Source organism: Rahnella selenatireducens (genome assembly GCF_046449555.1).
Classification (GTDB): Bacteria; Pseudomonadota; Gammaproteobacteria; order Enterobacterales; family Enterobacteriaceae; genus Rahnella; species Rahnella selenatireducens.
On sequence record NZ_JBKEZJ010000016.1, the window covers coordinates 33,995 to 49,947 of the forward strand.

The following is a 15,953-nucleotide window of genomic DNA, read 5'->3' on the forward strand; positions in this document are numbered from 1 at the left end:
AAATGGAGCAGACATTAAATGAGATTCAAGTCGAGCATAAGCCCATCCCGCTTAATGCAATATTGCCGTGGATTGCATTTATCACGCTGATTGTGATGCTGTGCGTCTATTTTATCGGTGCAGAGCAGGGGGCAACGGCTGTTTTCTCTGGTAATCAGATACACGAATACTTCCATGATGCCCGACATCTACTGGGATTTCCCTGCCACTGAGGATAAGACAATGACGGGAAGACTTCTTTTAAATGGAATGATAGCCGGAATATTCGCTGGCATTATCGCTTTCAGTTTTGCCCACGTCTTCGGTGAGCCGCAGGTTGATCGCGCGATATCATTTGAAGAAAAAATCTCTCACAAGCCACTGAATGTGGAGGGCAGTCATCATCACGAGGAAGAAGCTGATGAGCAAGTATTTAGCCGCAAGACCCAGTCCGGTGTAGGGCTACTGAGCGGGATGATCCTATTCAGCGCAGCTATGGGTGGTGCTCTGGCACTGGTCTGGTCGCTGTGCTGGCAGCGAACTGGGCCGCGCAGCGCGAGAGCGTTGGCTCTGTCTTTGTCGTTGGCTGGGTTTCTGATAATGAGCATGATGCCTGGGCTCAAATACCCTCCAAATCCCCCCGCCGTGGGAGATCCATCAACGATTGGTTATCGGACTGCACTCTATTTTAGCATGTTGTTGGTTTCCATGTTGATTGTCGTGGCTGCTGCGTGGAGCGCCCATCATCTCAGATCGCGGCTAGGTGGCTGGAACGCTACGCTGTGCGGAGGCCTGGTGGGACTGACGATGCTGACTGTCGCCTGTGTTTTGATGCCCACAGTCAATGAGATCCCGGAGGTCTTTTCCGCGGATCTACTGTGGCGTTTTCGCCTAAGTGCTTTCAGCACTCAGCTGACGATGTGGTGCGTAATAGGATTGTTGTTTGGTGCCTTTGCCGAGAGGACGATGAACAAACCTGGGCATCGTTATCAGGTGGAAAGGTGCTGATTTCATGACCTGTGTTATGCAGCTTATTTGCCAGGGGGAAACCCTGGCAAACAGGAACTCACGGTTCCCGTTTGATGACCCACTGACCGAAGTCTCCCAGAAACAGGCTCAAGAGCTAAAGGGATGCTTTGGGCCATTCAGTAAAACCTGGACAGCTCCGGATCAGGCGGCGTGTCAAACTTCGCGCGAGTTGGGCTTTCTTAGCGAGTCTGTTTGGGAGCTTGCTGAGGCAGGATATGGAAGATGGAAAGGGGTCTCGATTAAAAAAGTTATAGAACAGGATTATGGTACGTTTCAGTGCTGGCTTTCGGGGGAGGCTCCGCCGGAAGGGGAAAAAATTGCACAAGTTATGGCGCGAACTGGGATATGGCTATCGCGCAGAGTCTCGGACCGAGGGATACATTGTGCCGTTGCATCCTCAACTGTCATTCGGGCGATAGTTATTCAAATACTTGATGCACCCGCTAGTTCTCTTCAACTTATTGATATCTTGCCATTAAGCACAACGCTGCTGCGAAGTGATGGTAAACGATGGCATGTAGTGAGCCTGGGAAAATAATTAGAAACCTTGTATCTTCAAACATTAGTAAATAAGAACTGTTATTTATCATTAAGACCGGAATTGAAATTAGATAATAAACAACAAATTATAAGTAATTTTAACATCCACCAGAATACCCCATCTCCGTTCTAATCTTTCGCATTACGCAACCACACACACTTAGTGTTTAGGGTCATAAAGTATCTCCCGATGAGCGATTACTCCATCCACAGAGAGAAACTTCCACATGAGTGGAACTGATTATCGATTCCAATGGCATAAGCTATCAAATCACAGATTTTCCCTAAAAAAGCCTTACATAACAATCTCATTCCATTCCTTTGAATCTCCGATAGAAATAATAATGTTTCATCATGAAATTATTTAATTGTAGTGATGTTTTATTTAGTCAAACATACTGACATACTCGCACTATTAAGTTGTTCATAAATAAATAGTGAGCTACTTAATTTTCTTTTTATATCACTACAACAAGATAAGAGTGTGACAATGAACTTCCTGAAAAACTTTACTATTCGCCGAGTCGTTCTTTGGATCCTACTCACGGCAATGGGGTTAATCACCGTGACTGGAGGCTATGCCGCGTTTGTGGTCCATGACATGCATAGATATTTTGATCAGAGCTTTGCCCTGACGCATCAAGTGATTTTCCTGGCACATGCCGAAGATGTCTTACACAACGGAACTGCTGCTCAAAAGGTTGCGCTACAAAATGAGGTTCCAAGTGGATTTGAGTGGGCGAGCTATAAACAGCATCTTTCTGATTCATCGTTGTCATCTGAAAATGCTTCGGGTTCACACCTTTCATTGTTAACCAAGCAGATAGATGCTGCTCAACTACAGGTAGTTGATGAATTGCATCAGTTGAATGCTGTTCTCTTTTTGGCTGTCTCATTTACCATATTATTGGTGATTTTTTGCGATCGTTACCTGGTCGTTCACCTGGTTCGCCCCGTCTCCCTGATTAGAGGACATTTTCATGATATTGGTAACGGGGATCTCACACGTGAACCAATAGAGCAAGGACGAAACTGCATAGGCCAAATGGTGCCACTTTTACGAGAAATGCAACAAAGTCTGCAAAAGACGGTTCGTGCTATCACTGTTAACTCCAATGCTCTCTATAAGGAGGCAAGTGAAATCGCCGAAGGGAATACGGATCTTGCAAACCGTACAACACAGCAGGCTGCCGCTTTGGAAGAGACTGCAGTGAGTATGGAGGAGTTTTCGTCGACTGTAAGGCACAATGCTGACAATGCATGTCAGGCACGCAATCTTGCTTTAATAACTGCCACAGTAACGGATAAAGCAAGTGTTCTTGTTGAAAGACTGACCGTAACAATGAGCCGAATTTCCGAAGAAGCAGAACAGATACGTCGCTTTACCTCTACAATCAATAGCATTGCCTTTCAGACAAACATCCTTGCTCTAAACGCAGCGGTGGAAGCGGCTCGGGCAGGAGAGCAAGGACGGGGCTTTGCAGTGGTAGCTACAGAAGTACGTTCGCTTGCTCAGCGTAGTGCCTCTGCTGCCCAGGAAATTGAAACACTAATAAGTACTACTTTCGAATTTGTTCGAGAGGGAGCTGAGGTAGCCGGCGGTGCAGGAAGCGCAATGTCCGAGGTAAAAGAAAATGTCAATAGCGTTAATGAACTTATTGGACTAATCGCTTTGTCTTCTAATGAACAGAGTAAAGGTATTTCACAGGTGACGCTTTCGATCGCAGAACTGGACCGAGTAACTCAACAGAATGCAGCCCTTGTTCAGAAAGTGACTCTTTCAGCTGGAAATCTTCACGCCAGAACCGAGAAGCTGCGTGAAGTCGTCAGTAGTTTCGTTCTTCCTACACCTAATTCTAATATTAAATAATTTATCAAAGTATTAATTCTGCATTCTGCGCAAACAGCATTATTTCACTTTTGCTGTTTGCATGAAATTGAGTCAACCTTTATAAGTCTAGGGGTTGTTATCTGGAGGTAGCCAGTGAAAAAAAATAAACTTCTGCACAGAAGTACTTATGACATAAATCTGTCTTATTTAATTTTTGCACAGAATGCTTTATATAAAGATATAATAGCTGGAATGTCTGAGTTGAATATTAACCGAGCAACCGCGGAAGTTATACTTGGTTTGACCTTACCTCAAATGCTAAAATTGTCTGAGGCTAATCAGATAATCAGCCAAGTTAGTTTTGATAAGCAAAAAATAATGATGTATATGCAGGCCTCCACACTGTACAAGTTTGAAGAGGAAAATTTGGGAACTGTATTGAACAATAGGATATTAAAAAATATCGAAAAATCGGAAGAGTGAACATCTTGCTTTGAGACATACATTGCTGCTTCACTAAAAATTTTTCATCAGGACTCAAATGCAATCATTTTTGATGTATACTCTTGGAAATTCATTAGAAGGAATAACTGGGGTATTTTAAAGATTATGTCAAGCGGCAGGTTCTTAGGGAAGTATATTTTACTCCCATTTATCCCTAAGTGTACGGCACCGAGATCACAGGTTTCCGATGACAACATGTGTGCCAATTATTCCCATTGTCACACGCAACTACCATAGCCTCTTCGGATATCAACCCGTGTCAATTAATGGATTATAAAACACTCAAAAATCTTCAAAGAGGGGGCGAATTCAACAGCAGATACTAATTCCGTCCTTACATTCCAGTGATATTACAAGTATGCGCTGTAATTTTAGATGCTTAAATCTACTCCGTGAGGGCTCATGGATGCGTTCTCTTTTCTATATATTTTAAACATGGACTCAATATTGAATGTCAATATCAAACACTATGAAGTCACTTTCTCCCTTTCGAATTCACGGCAAAAAATTGGTGCATAAGGATGATGAATACGGTTCCGTTACCGTTATAGAAAAAAACAAGTACTTTATTTTAACTTTCGATATGATTTATGAGCAAAGTAAAATACTCAAAGCTTCACCCATGGTTCCAGTTCATCATTACATCAGAGCAATGCTTATGGCTCTCGCTTTTACTCCTGTCAACAAGGTGCTTGTTTTGGGGCTAGGAGGAGGGTGCTTGGTCCGAGCTGTTAACGCTTACAATAATGAAGCCGCTATGGATGTGGTCGAGCTTCGGGCTGCTGTGCTAAGTATTGGTTACGAGTATTTTTCGTTACCTGCAAATGCTCTAACCCATTATTATGTTCAGGATGCTAATCATTTCATTAATCATGAGAATAATTCTCTGTATGATCTTATATTTTCCGACCTTTATTCAGAGGATGAGATGTCTCCTTTGCAATCAAAAGGGAGTTTTTTAGTTTCATGCGCTGACCGACTTACACTTAACGGTTGGTTGGTAATGAATTATCATATTCGTCCTGATGCATCATCAGTCTTTTCTCATGCATTACACGAACTTTTTAAAACCGTTCTTTACTGCACAACACATAGTGGTAATGTAATAATTTATGCAAGCAAAATGGATTATCCATTACCGCTTTCAAAATATCAGGAGTTAGGTAATTCCATTGGTGAAATTCTAAATTGTGAGGTGAGATCATTAGCGGAAAAAATATCTTTTTGGCCAAAACTTATTTAACAGATTTTAAAAAATAAAATAAAGTGTTGTATTCCAAGCAACATGTTTTGTAAAAAAATCCAAAGTTTAAACTTTTTATATAAAAATCCTGAGGATTATAACTGAAAGACTGAGCATATCGTGCCTGGTGAGTAAGGAAGCACAAATTATAACCAAATTGATTAATAACATGATACACTAATTATCTCAATTAATCTAAGGTCATAAGATGAATTTCAAGATACATGACAAACTTGTTCATGAAGTTGAATCCCCAAAGGGATTACTATATCGAATGATTATCATTTATGCTTGCTGCATAACTGCCTTATTAACTGTGCTAGCTCTGGTCATAGGTGATACATCAAGATTAAATTTTTACTTTTTTATAAACACATGCACAGTAGCAGTGATGACATGGTTCATAAGAAAGTCATTTAATATTCATTCAAGGGAAGCGCATTTATTGGTTTTTAGGATTAGCTTATTTTTTCTACTAAACTCATCTCTTGCCTCTATGGCTGGAGGAATGAACCTAATCGATAGGGATACGGCTTCCCTAATAGCTGCTATTCTTTATGTGCCGGCTATGCTTATGATTATCTATTCATTCAGGAAATTCATAAATTACGTTAATCATAATTACAAATCAGCTGTGAATCTCTCCTTAACAGATGAACTAACAGGCTTACCAAACAGAAGACATTTGAATATTAAGCTGAGGGAAATTGAAAATAGACTTGCGACAATTTGTATTGCTGATATTGATCATTTTAAAAGAATAAATGATACATACGGTCATGACGCTGGTGATAGGGTATTAAGAAATACAGGGTTAATACTGAGTAATTTGGCAAGCGATAATGTTTTTATTTCCAGATCGGGTGGCGAAGAGTTTGCAATTGTCATTATTGATCATGCCAGTGCAGAAGGTATCGTAAGAAAAATAAAAGAATCAGTTTCATATGATTGTAATGGTACTTTTAAAGTCTCATTTAGTATAGGAGTTGCAATCAAACAGAAGCACGAATCATCATCATCCACAATAACTGCTGCGGATGATGCACTGTATCAGGCAAAAAGATCTGGAAGAGACCGTATAATATATGCTTCGCGTTTCAATAATTAATTATATTGAGAGGTAAGAGGGCAATACTGCCCTCTTGAGTGGCAGCATTCTATACCCGACTTGTAAGTCTATGGCATATTTTCAATTCTCACCAAAGATACGTTTTCTCGAAAAAATACGTTCATTGTTTAAGTGCGTGAATTGAAATCTTCTTTGAGAGTATGCTTGCCTGCGGTAAATGTTGTATCCCAGAATGGCAAGCACTTCCACTGCTTCTCACTGAGGCACCAGTCTCGGTCAGGTTGTCTATGCATAGCTTGGGCAGAATGGTGGAGTGTGAAACACCAGGGGCGTTTCCTTAGGTACTGGGAGACAACTGCAATACGGCCGTTGTGCATCGTTGTTACGACAGCTAGATGATCGCGATACACAGGGCAAACTAAGATTTATTCGACAAAAAATAACACAAAAAAGGGTTGTATCCCACGACACTTTTACTCAATGTATGCGTCGAATATTTCAGTCTATTACGATAAGTAAGTCCTCAGGGCTGAAATCAATACGTAAAAAATATGATAGGGGTTATTTTTGTGGCAACCAAAAACAAGCTAACGTTGTTTATAGTAATTTTCATGCTGGCCGGCATTATTTCAGGAGCAACAATCCATTCTTACGCTTCGTCAGATACTATCCAATCATGGGCTGGAAACATTACTCTTTTTACCGATTTATTTTTACGGCTGATAAAAATGGTGATTGCACCATTAGTTTTTAGCACGTTAACCGTGGGCATCATGCGTCTTGGTGAGACTGCTACTATAGGTAGGGTCGGTGGCAAGGCAATGATTTGGTTCATCATTTCATCCATTTTTTCTATTCTGGTTGGTCTTTTTATTGTTACTATTTTCCATCCTGGTAGTGGCTTAAATCTGGCTATCCCAAAAGAGTCAGTTGATACGGGCCTGGCCGTAAGCGGGATGAATCTTAAAGCGTTTTTATCGCATACCATTCCAACCAGTATAACCGAAGCAATGGCTAGCAATGAAATCTTGCAAATTGTTGTATTTTCATTGTTTTTTGGTATTGCAGGTGCGTCTCTGGGTGAAAAATTCAATGCCCCGTTGGTAGCTTCGCTTAGCGTTGTGTCACATATTATGCTCAAAATGACAGGCTATGTGATGTATGTAGCGCCATTAGCCATTTTTGCGGCAATATCGTCGGTTATAGCGACTCAAGGTCTAGGCATCCTACTAAATTATGCCTCTTTTATCGGAGGATATTATGTCGCTATTATGTTGACCAGCGTGATGTTATTGTCGGTAGGTTATATTGTCCTTAAGAAAGAAGTTTTCCGTCTTTTGAATATGCTTAAAGATCCAGTTCTGGTTGCTTTTACAACAAGTAGTTCTGAGGCCGCGTATCCTAAGACACTCGAGCAATTGGAGAAGTTTGGTTGCTCACGTAATATCGCCTCATTCGTTCTACCTATTGGTTATTCGTTTAACCTCGTCGGTTCAATGGTTTACTGCTCTTTTGCATCAGTCTTTATTGCACAGGCTTATAACATTCATCTTAATTTCACAGAAACTACCATGATGATGCTGACATTGATGCTGGCTTCAAAAGGGATTGCAGGAGTGCCACGCTCTGCCCTTGTGGTTCTGGCTGCGACTATCCCAAGCTTCAATATCCCGGTTGCAGGAATTTTGTTGTTAATGGGAATCGACCACTTCCTTGATATGGGGCGTTCGGCAATTAATGTGCTTGGTAATGGTATTGCCACAGCCATGTTATCGAAGAACGAAGGTTCTGAGCCGGAATCAGTTAAATTGCAGACTGAATTCTGATAATAAAAAACCGCTCTCTTGAGTGGAGAGCGGTTTCGTCACAATCTTTATCAGTCGGTAGTGAAAAAATGTGTTCGCCTAATTCTGGTCTTTGTAGGCAGGTCTGACGAATCGCTAGCACGCCAATTTGTCGGAAATACGGTTGATAAACTCGTCTGTTTTAACGACAACAATTTTTTGCAGTTACTTGATTATGTGGCCCCAGGCAACATTAGCTGCAATTGTTATAGATAACCGGTGTTCAGTGAAGGTTCAAAAATCCAGTCAGGGTAATCGCCCTCTCGAGCAAAGCGCTACCGGAATAGCAAGACTCACCAAAACCATGCTCCACAGAAAGACAATGCTGATTTTATCTGGTGAAACTAACAGTCCTAAAACCGGGCTCGCCAGACCGATGGCAAAGTCAGGGAAGGCTGAATAGGCTGCCATTGCCATGCCTTTATTTGCCATGCCAACGCGGCGTACAGCCTCTGCGCCAAATGCTGGGTATACCATTGCCCATCCGGCTCCGGTCATTGCAGCTCCCAAGGCAGCAATCAGGGGATTTGGGGCAAATCCAATTAACCCTTGCCCAGCCGCGGTAATGACAGAAAAGATGACCCCAACACGAATGCTGCCGAGCGAATCGATCAGCTGTCCTAATAAAAGTCTCGCAGCTATGAGTGCTGTCGCGAATGCGGAGACCGGCAGCCACCCCATTCCCCATCCTTTATTTGCATACATAAGTACAGAAAAGGAAAGCAGAGCTGCATAACCGACGCCGTTGAGTGCCGCACCCAGTCCTGGGACCCATACGGCTTTCATTGTCCGTGTGATTGCGCCTTTACTGGCTTTGGGGTCAACATGGTCCTGGAGGATACGCACAGTTGCAAGCGCGGCAAATGGGAGGAGGATGGTCGCTGATGCAATCCATAAAAAACCGGCTTTGTCGTAAAGATAGGTTCCTACAGGCGCGCCTAAAGCGAAAGCTACAAACATAGCGGTGCCCACCCATGCGATGACACGACCTGCTTGTTTTTCGCCGGTGAGAGCCAGACCGAGTGTCATTCCTCCGGTGATAATGAAGCTTTCAGCCGCGCCGATGACTGCTCTTCCTGTCAGTATCAGACTTATAGCGGCTATTGGATGTGTGATGAACAGCAGTGATATGAGATAGAACATACCGCCACCGATAGCCAGAAACAGACCCAGAACGATGGATTTCTTACCACCTCGAAGGTCGGCGTAGCGGCCTGCGGCAAAACGAGATGCCAGAGATGCTGCGAATTGAAAACCGGTCACCAGGCCAACCGTAAAGGTGCCAAAACCCAATACGTTATGGACATATCGCGGCAGAACGGGCAGAGCGCCCCCGATAATAAGAAAACCAGAAAATATGACAAGCATGAGAGTCAGCAAAACTCGCAAGAAACCTTTATTTGAATGTGGTTCAAATGACTCACGGGACATAATCTGGTTCTCATTTAAGCTAAACTAATTCGTAAAAAAACAGATGTTAGCGAACGGTATATCCGCCATCGACAGGCAGTGCATGTCCCACGATGAAACTTGATGCCGGACTGCATAACCAGAGCACGGCATCGGCGATTTCCTCAGCGCGGCCCAACCGTCGCATGGGAACTTCTTTCATGAGTTCGGCCATCGCTTCAGGCTGGGATTCAAGCATGCCGGATACAATTGGGGTCTCGATAATCCCCGGGCAAATCGCATTAATTCGGATACCTTTGTGCGCGTATCCGGGTATACAACTGGAAATATCGGTTTACGACCGTACCGTGAATATAATCGAAGAGCGTTTTGATTTTGGGATCCGTTTTGGAGATATCCTCGAGGGTGGGGTGGTGGCGCGGCCGTTAATGAAACCCTTTCGTGAAGGGTTATATGCATCCTCAGCCTATCTCAGCGAGCATGGAACGCCTGAGGTACCGTCAGATCTCAGTCAACACAAGCTGATTGGCTACCGCTTTATTACTAACAACCGAATCCTTCCGTTGATCCTGAACGACCGTGGAGAGCAGTTGACGGTTGAGATGCCCGGGCAGTTAATCAGTAACGATATCGACGTTATGGCTGACGGGATCCGTAACGGGCTGGGAATTGGACGCTTGTTTGAACCCATCTGGCAGTTACAGCCCGACAGGGAGCTCTTTATCCCCGCGATGGAGAGTCACTGGAAAACCTACCCGCCAGTCTATCTCTATTACCCCAAAAACGCGGGTAAAACGAAAAGAGTGAAGGCCCTGATTGATTTACTGATATCCGCCACGGAACGATAAAGACGAAATCGCATCGTCCCGTATGGAAGCGCTATTTCACAACCCCAGCGGCCTGGCCTCCTGTATGAACTCAATCAGAAGGCGAAACCCGGTCGGCAGTTGCCGACGGCTTGAATAATAAATATGAAAACCTTCCTCCAGTGGGGACCATTCCGTAAGCACCAGGCGGAGCCGTCCATCCTTCACGTAGGGGGCAACAAGAGGCTCCGGAAAATACATCAGGCCGGCTCCGCCCAGTACGGCCACAAGGCCGGTTTCAGCCTGATTGACCGTCACTGAGCCGGGCACAGAGATTTGGTACGTTTCACCGTCTCGCTCAAGCTCCCAGCGATAAATCCGCTCATCGCCGAGACGATTGCTGATGCAGCGATGGTGTAACAAATCATCCGGATGTTCAGGCGTTCCGTAGCGTTCCAGGTAGTCGGGGGATGCGGCGATAACCCAGCGAATATCGGCAGATAAACGCCGGGCAACCATGTCTTCCGGGACAGTGCCACCATAGCGGATACCGGCATCAAAGCCCGCATCAGTGACGTCAACCATACGGTTGCTGCCCACAATATCGATTTCAATATCGGGATAGCGATCTATAAATGCGGGCATGACCGGCGCAAGCAAAAGGTTTGCCGCTTCAACGGCAGCATTGATGCGGATGCGTCCGGTAGGCGTATCACGATACCGGTTAAGCGATTCAAGCGCGGCTTCTTTGGATGCAGTGCAGCCGATTCAATGCGTACTGATAATTCCATTATAAAATGGGGCTTACATCGTGGTGCGGTTAATGCTATTTATGTTAATTAAATCAATATGATAAAATTAATCGAGCGGTGGTAGAGCTTCGTGTCTTTCCTTCATTCTTATAAAGTGGCAAAGCCCGATGTTTCCTTTTAGGAAACGCATGGTATACTGTTTCCTATTGAGAAACAGGAAGTGATTAAAGTGATAAAAAGCTGGAAGCACAAAGGGCTGCAAAAGCTCTACGAAAAAGGGGACGTAAGCGGGGTTCAAGCTAAAGACGCTGAGCGCATTAAACTCCGCTTACTCGTACTTGATGAAGCATCAACCACTGATGACTTTAGGCTTTATCCAAATTTTAAACTGCACCCTCTGAAGGGTGATAAACATAATCTGTTTTCTATAACTGTTAGAGCTAACTGGCGGATCACCTTCGAATTTAGAGATGGGGATGCATATATACTTAATTTAGAGGATTATCATTAATGGCTATGTTTAACCCACCGCACCCAGGCGGATTAATTACGGAGTATCTTGATGATTATAAAATCACTCTACGTTCACTTGCTCGAGATCTTGGTATCTCGCCGTCAGCTTTGAGCAAGGTGGCTGCCGGTAAAACGGCGATTACTCCAGAGATGGCGGTACGCCTCGAAGCTGGGCTAGGCATAGCTGCACGCCTTTGGCTTGCTATGCAGGCAACTTATGATCTCAGTAAAGCACGTGAAGCTGTAGATATTTCGCATGTTGTTCCATCCCCACATTCCCAAACTACGCAGATACACTAAAGAGAGCCTCGCCTGAGCGAGGCTCTCTTTTTCAAAACAGATTTTGCATTGAGTTGATATTTAGTCGTCTGACTACACGCAATATCTGGCAGATTTTCTCAATGGTCATGTCGAGACCCATATGGACGCGAACGTATACCGCATCTGTTGGTGACGAACATCATGAGTAATACCAAAGCACAATCTCGTATTGATAAATTCCCACCAGTGCGCATCGGAATTATGTTTATAAACAATAACTTAAGTTCACATAATCATAATTATGTTAAATCTAGTTCATTAATATGGACATAATTTTATCATGTTAGCTGTTTTAGTGCTCCAGCGATATTCCACACATTAAGGCTTGACCTGCTCCCCGTTGATTAATACACCACGATGTTAGTAATGTCTTCATAAGCCACATGAGGACATCCCCATGAAGAAGCAATTTTCCGATGAACAGATCATCAGTATTCTCCGCGAGGCTGAAGCCGGAGTTTCTGCCCGGGAACTCTGCCGTAAGCACGCCATTTCCGACGCCACGTTTTATACCTGGCGTAAGAAGTGTGGCGGCATGGAGGTGCCTGAGGTTAAGCGCCTGAAGTCACTTGAGGAAGAGAACGCCAGACTCAAGAAGCTGCTCGTCGAGGCCATGCTGGATAAGGAGGCGCTTCAGGTGGCTCTTGGGCGAAAGTACTGACGACAGACCAGAAGCGCGAAGTCGTGGTGTTGATGTGTGATGCGACCGGTCTGTCGCAACGTAGTGCCTGCAGACTCGCAGGTTTGTCCCTGTCGACCTGCCGCTATGACGCTCAGCGTCAGGCGGCTGATGCCCATTTATCAGGGCGCATTACTGAACTGGCACTGGAGCGCAGCCGTTTGGGCTACCGCCGCATATGGCAGTTACTGCGTCGTGAAGGACTTCTGGTTAATCACAAGCGCGTGCACCGCCTTTATCATCTGAACGGGCTGGGCGTTAAACGCAGACGTCGTCGTAAAGGGCTTGCAACAGAACGTCTGCCGCTGCTCCGCCCGGCGGCGCCCAACATGAGCTGGTCGATTGATTTCGTCATGGATGCGCTGGCTACCGGTCGCAGGATCAAGTGCCTTACCTGCGTCGATGACTTCACAAAGGAATGCCTGACGGTCACTGTTGCCTTCGGGATTTCAGGCGTTCAGATCACACGTATTCTGGACAGCATTGCACTGTTTCGAGGCTATCCGGCGACGATAAGAACTGGCCAGGGGCCGGATTTCACCTGCCGCGCACTGGATCGATGGGCTTTTGAGCATGGTGTTGAGTTGCGCTTAATCCAGCCAGGCAAGCCAACGCAGAACGGATTTATTGAGAGTTTTGATGGGCGCTTTCGCGATGAATGCGTGAATGAACACTGGTTCAGCGACGTCAATCATGCCAGGAAAACCATCAGCAAATGGCGTCAAGATTATAACGAATGTCGCCCGCACTCCACGCTGAATTATCAGACGCCGTCTGAATTTGCAGCGAGCTGGAGAAAGGGTAATTATGAGAGTTAAGGGTCCGACATTACTAACTGAGCCTTGTATTTAATTCTGGGGGCAGGTCAACGACATCCATTCTCCCAGGATGAGTGCACTTGGCACGCTGGATAGAAACAGTTTTGACGAGTATTTAGGCTATATAGAAGTTATATACCAAAGATATTCCAAGTTATTTACCAATTGTTAAGTCTAATGCTTAGGTAATTCAATACCTTTTGTATTCTCGAATTTACGTCGAGTCGAATTTACTGCAGCTAATTCAGCAGTTTGCAGAATCGACGTAGAGAATTTGAAAGATGTTTCCAACAAATGGATGATGTCAAGAGATTATAGTTCAGAACATGTTTTTACCAATTAGTAAAGGTTGTGGGTTGTTAAAATTTGGGGGTAATTTTTGTATTACTCAAAAACCACAGCTAAGGTTATTCTTATATCAGATTTGAAGCTTAGCAGTTCTCAGTCAAGATGTTTTAGGGAATAACGGTAGTGTTCCTAAATATAGGCTATTACTTTGAAGTATATTGCAAATTTTTTTTCAGAATTTTTTAACTCACTTTTAACCCGTAAATTACAAAAGAAAAGTAATATGCCATATAGGACCTGAACATAGAATTGAAAGTATCAAGGATTTGAATGTGCCCTGACTTGTTATCAAAAACGAGGAGGTTCAATTTATTTGCCTCAATGAGAATGTTTCTTAAGTGCGAACGTGATACTCCACAATTTTTTGAAATATATAAAATTTTCGATTTTTTTGACTCAATCTCGTTATTTTGGCATAACATAAATAAGCTAACCATGATCATATGGCCTGAGTCCTTAGTGATGAATATCTCAGCTCCTTTAGTTAAATCTACAAGATATAAACCAGCGTGGAAAATATCATAGTATTTTTTGAAAAATAAACTTAACTCATTTTTCGATAAACTGGGTGAGTTGACAATGTCAGGGAACAAAATATTGAGAGCTGGCATTACAGAATTTATTAAAGATAGCGTATCTAACTCCCCTTTCTCTGTGAAAGAAAACTTTATTTTACGTTTATCTAACCTGCTCTTGTCAATAGTTATTCTTCCTGTGATTTTAAGCATGGAGAGTAGTGAGGTTATTGTATTTTCACTAATCATTCCTGTTTTTAAGCACTCTGATTTTACATCAGAAAAATAGGAATCATTTTGATTATAAAAAACACATGCAGCGATACTAACAGCCAAAAAACGATTATTTTTAAAAATATATTTATAAAAAAGTTTTTTTGAACGGAATTCATCCAAAATGAGCAATGAATGATTTATGATGGCTTCGTTTATAGACTCATTTTTAAGTATGGTTTCGTAAAGGCCGCATATTTCCCTGAAAATAACTAATTTATTTTTCATGAATATCTCTCATAATTACTTTTTAAGTTTCGTGATCGAATCATTTTATAGTAATTAATTCCACAACTATTTATAGATTAGACTATACTTGAAATTTGAAAGCAGACTTTCGAAAATTTGTAACTAAAAATTCACATAATTTATGTGGGAATATTATTGGTAATAAAAAAGTGTTCAAAGTTTTTAATTTTAACTAATTATTAAAGAACATTAAAAATTGAAGGTAATTCATATGTAGCATGCAATAATCTAAATAATAAAACTAAAGTTTATATGTTCATGATGATAGTGAACACGATATCAAAATTATAATTATAGATCAACGCATTCAAGAGTGAATGCCATAGCTTTAGTTAATCTTGATAACACACGGTTTTTTTGTAGCAGCATCTGATTTAGATTCACAAGTGTTACTTATAAAAATTAACGCATTTCTTTGGGTGCATGGCAAATAGACATAACTGGGTACGCTATATACTGCAGAAAATTACTGCGTTCCTATTTTAATATATTCCCCTTAATTTATGATGCGAAAATAACACTTTTTTTTCAAATTCGAAGGCATTTTATGAAATGGGAGTTAGTTGATGATTATTACAGAGAATAGTTATTTTGAGATTGGTTTAAAAGAGGTGTTAAAGAATGGTTTCTTACCTTCGAACCTCAATATTAAATATTTTTATACAGGACACGGTAGCGTATATGTTTTTTTTCCTGATAAAATAAAACCAAATTTATTTGTTGAACCAATACAGATATTTGCAATATGCAGAAAGAATAAAATTTCGATGAACCTCAACACTAATGATTTTGCTGATGAACTTATGGAAGTTATAGGAAATAGTCACTTCATCCCTAAACCACCGCTTACTATGCGTGAGTTATTGGTTTTAGATAATCTTTGCAAAGGTATGAGTTCAAAAAGTATTTCAAAATTTCTTAATATTGAGGAGAAAACAATCAGTAGCCACAAAAATAATGCACTAAATAAATTGAGTATGGAAAGTTTTTCAAGTTTCCATATGGAATTTAGGTCTTGGTGTAAACTATGGTTTAAGTTTAAATTCAGATTCAAATAGAATTGTATTTGAGTGGCACATATTACAGCTATTATATAAAAGATTATTACGTAGAAATATCAATTCGTCGCTTAGAAAGTGATTAAATTGCAAATGCTTAATAGAATCTAAATAATAGTGTATCTAATGCGAGCGGTTAACCTGCTTGATGTCAGGTGTTGTATCCGGCTTT

At 42.2% G+C, this 15,953-nt stretch carries 15 protein-coding genes and 2 pseudogenes; 13 read left to right on the plus strand and 4 right to left on the minus strand.

Annotated elements, in window-relative coordinates; translation table 11 throughout:
- The first annotated feature begins 2 nt into the window (after positions 1-2).
- From ACLBVC_RS21040 to ACLBVC_RS21075, 8 genes are all read left to right on the plus strand, one after another.
- Positions 3-212: a CbtB domain-containing protein gene (locus ACLBVC_RS21040; RefSeq protein ID WP_410151229.1), complete on the plus strand. Its 210-nt coding sequence runs from the start codon at positions 3-5 to the stop codon at positions 210-212.
- A 10-nt stretch (positions 213-222) separates the two neighbouring features.
- The gene (locus tag ACLBVC_RS21045; RefSeq protein WP_410151230.1) at positions 223-987 is read left to right on the plus strand and encodes a CbtA family protein; all 765 of its coding nucleotides are present in this window, start codon (positions 223-225) and stop codon (positions 985-987) included.
- A 16-nt stretch (positions 988-1,003) separates the two neighbouring features.
- Positions 1,004-1,546 carry a histidine phosphatase family protein gene (locus ACLBVC_RS21050; protein ID WP_410151257.1) on the plus strand — a complete coding sequence of 181 codons (543 nt, stop codon included), beginning with the start codon at positions 1,004-1,006 and terminating at the stop codon, positions 1,544-1,546.
- A gap of 492 nt (positions 1,547-2,038) precedes the next feature.
- A complete protein-coding gene (locus tag ACLBVC_RS21055; RefSeq protein WP_410151231.1) occupies positions 2,039-3,418 on the plus strand; it encodes a methyl-accepting chemotaxis protein in 1,380 nt (459 codons plus the stop codon).
- Positions 3,419-3,532: 114 nt separating this feature from the next.
- A complete protein-coding gene (locus ACLBVC_RS21060) occupies positions 3,533-3,862 on the plus strand; it encodes a flagellar transcriptional regulator FlhD (protein WP_410151232.1) in 330 nt (109 codons plus the stop codon).
- A gap of 472 nt (positions 3,863-4,334) precedes the next feature.
- Positions 4,335-5,126 (plus strand): spermidine synthase, encoded by a 792-nt coding sequence (locus ACLBVC_RS21065; RefSeq protein WP_410151233.1) that lies wholly within the window; start codon positions 4,335-4,337, stop codon positions 5,124-5,126.
- Between the two features lie 208 nt (positions 5,127-5,334).
- A complete protein-coding gene (locus ACLBVC_RS21070; protein ID WP_410151234.1) occupies positions 5,335-6,234 on the plus strand; it encodes a GGDEF domain-containing protein in 900 nt (299 codons plus the stop codon).
- Between the two features lie 530 nt (positions 6,235-6,764).
- Positions 6,765-8,021 (plus strand): dicarboxylate/amino acid:cation symporter, encoded by a 1,257-nt coding sequence (locus ACLBVC_RS21075; RefSeq protein WP_195815989.1) that lies wholly within the window; start codon positions 6,765-6,767, stop codon positions 8,019-8,021.
- A gap of 264 nt (positions 8,022-8,285) precedes the next feature.
- Here ACLBVC_RS21075 and ACLBVC_RS21080 read toward each other — a convergent pair whose 3' ends face one another.
- Positions 8,286-9,470 carry an MFS transporter gene (locus tag ACLBVC_RS21080; protein ID WP_195815988.1) on the minus strand — a complete coding sequence of 395 codons (1,185 nt, stop codon included), beginning with the start codon at positions 9,468-9,470 and terminating at the stop codon, positions 8,286-8,288.
- A 46-nt stretch (positions 9,471-9,516) separates the two neighbouring features.
- Positions 9,517-9,777 (minus strand): SDR family NAD(P)-dependent oxidoreductase, encoded by a 261-nt coding sequence (locus tag ACLBVC_RS21085; RefSeq protein ID WP_410151258.1) that lies wholly within the window; start codon positions 9,775-9,777, stop codon positions 9,517-9,519.
- On the opposite strand from ACLBVC_RS21085, the pseudogene ACLBVC_RS21090 reads away from it, so the two are divergent.
- Positions 9,755-10,319, plus strand: a pseudogene (locus ACLBVC_RS21090) (substrate binding domain-containing protein); the annotation flags it as partial. The gene ACLBVC_RS21085 and the pseudogene ACLBVC_RS21090 overlap by 23 nt on opposite strands.
- A 14-nt stretch (positions 10,320-10,333) precedes the next feature.
- Here the strand turns inward: ACLBVC_RS21090 and ACLBVC_RS21095 are convergent.
- Positions 10,334-11,002, minus strand: a pseudogene (locus ACLBVC_RS21095) (LysR substrate-binding domain-containing protein); the annotation flags it as partial.
- Between the two features lie 234 nt (positions 11,003-11,236).
- Between ACLBVC_RS21095 and ACLBVC_RS21100 the strand changes: the two are divergent.
- The 3 genes from ACLBVC_RS21100 (at position 11,237) to ACLBVC_RS21110 (ending at position 13,338) form a co-directional block, all read left to right on the plus strand.
- Positions 11,237-11,518: a type II toxin-antitoxin system RelE/ParE family toxin gene (locus tag ACLBVC_RS21100; protein WP_195816010.1), complete on the plus strand. Its 282-nt coding sequence runs from the start codon at positions 11,237-11,239 to the stop codon at positions 11,516-11,518.
- The gene (locus ACLBVC_RS21105) at positions 11,518-11,820 is read left to right on the plus strand and encodes a HigA family addiction module antitoxin (protein WP_195815987.1); all 303 of its coding nucleotides are present in this window, start codon (positions 11,518-11,520) and stop codon (positions 11,818-11,820) included. The genes ACLBVC_RS21100 and ACLBVC_RS21105 overlap by 1 nt, the downstream gene beginning before the upstream one ends.
- Before the next feature lie 418 nt (positions 11,821-12,238).
- Positions 12,239-13,338, plus strand: a protein-coding gene (locus ACLBVC_RS21110) for an IS3 family transposase (protein ID WP_195815986.1) whose coding sequence is annotated in 2 segments (ribosomal slippage) — positions 12,239-12,497 and positions 12,497-13,338 — 1,101 coding nt in all. Because the reading frame shifts where the segments join, the coding sequence is not laid out codon by codon here.
- A 530-nt stretch (positions 13,339-13,868) separates the two neighbouring features.
- Here the strand turns inward: ACLBVC_RS21110 and ACLBVC_RS21115 are convergent.
- The gene (locus ACLBVC_RS21115; RefSeq protein ID WP_195815985.1) at positions 13,869-14,702 is read right to left on the minus strand and encodes a hypothetical protein; all 834 of its coding nucleotides are present in this window, start codon (positions 14,700-14,702) and stop codon (positions 13,869-13,871) included.
- 587 nt (positions 14,703-15,289) lie between these two features.
- Between ACLBVC_RS21115 and ACLBVC_RS21120 the strand changes: the two genes are divergently transcribed.
- A complete protein-coding gene (locus ACLBVC_RS21120) occupies positions 15,290-15,781 on the plus strand; it encodes a helix-turn-helix domain-containing protein (RefSeq protein WP_195815984.1) in 492 nt (163 codons plus the stop codon).
- The last annotated feature ends 172 nt before the right edge of the window (positions 15,782-15,953 follow it).

Excerpts from the sequence above, each read along its gene's own strand:
- ACLBVC_RS21040 (WP_410151229.1), top strand. The coding sequence starts at position 3 with ATGGAGCAGACATTAAATGAGATTCAAGTCGAGCATAAGCCCATCCCG.
- ACLBVC_RS21045 (WP_410151230.1), top strand. The coding sequence starts at position 223 with ATGACGGGAAGACTTCTTTTAAATGGAATGATAGCCGGAATATTCGCT.
- ACLBVC_RS21050 (WP_410151257.1), top strand. The coding sequence starts at position 1,004 with ATGCAGCTTATTTGCCAGGGGGAAACCCTGGCAAACAGGAACTCACGG.
- ACLBVC_RS21055 (WP_410151231.1), top strand. The coding sequence starts at position 2,039 with ATGAACTTCCTGAAAAACTTTACTATTCGCCGAGTCGTTCTTTGGATC.
- ACLBVC_RS21065 (WP_410151233.1), top strand. The coding sequence starts at position 4,335 with ATGTCAATATCAAACACTATGAAGTCACTTTCTCCCTTTCGAATTCAC.
- ACLBVC_RS21070 (WP_410151234.1), top strand. The coding sequence starts at position 5,335 with ATGAATTTCAAGATACATGACAAACTTGTTCATGAAGTTGAATCCCCA.
- ACLBVC_RS21080 (WP_195815988.1), bottom strand. The coding sequence starts at position 9,470 with ATGTCCCGTGAGTCATTTGAACCACATTCAAATAAAGGTTTCTTGCGA.
- ACLBVC_RS21105 (WP_195815987.1), top strand. The coding sequence starts at position 11,518 with ATGGCTATGTTTAACCCACCGCACCCAGGCGGATTAATTACGGAGTAT.
- ACLBVC_RS21115 (WP_195815985.1), bottom strand. The coding sequence starts at position 14,702 with ATGAAAAATAAATTAGTTATTTTCAGGGAAATATGCGGCCTTTACGAA.
- ACLBVC_RS21120 (WP_195815984.1), top strand. The coding sequence starts at position 15,290 with ATGATTATTACAGAGAATAGTTATTTTGAGATTGGTTTAAAAGAGGTG.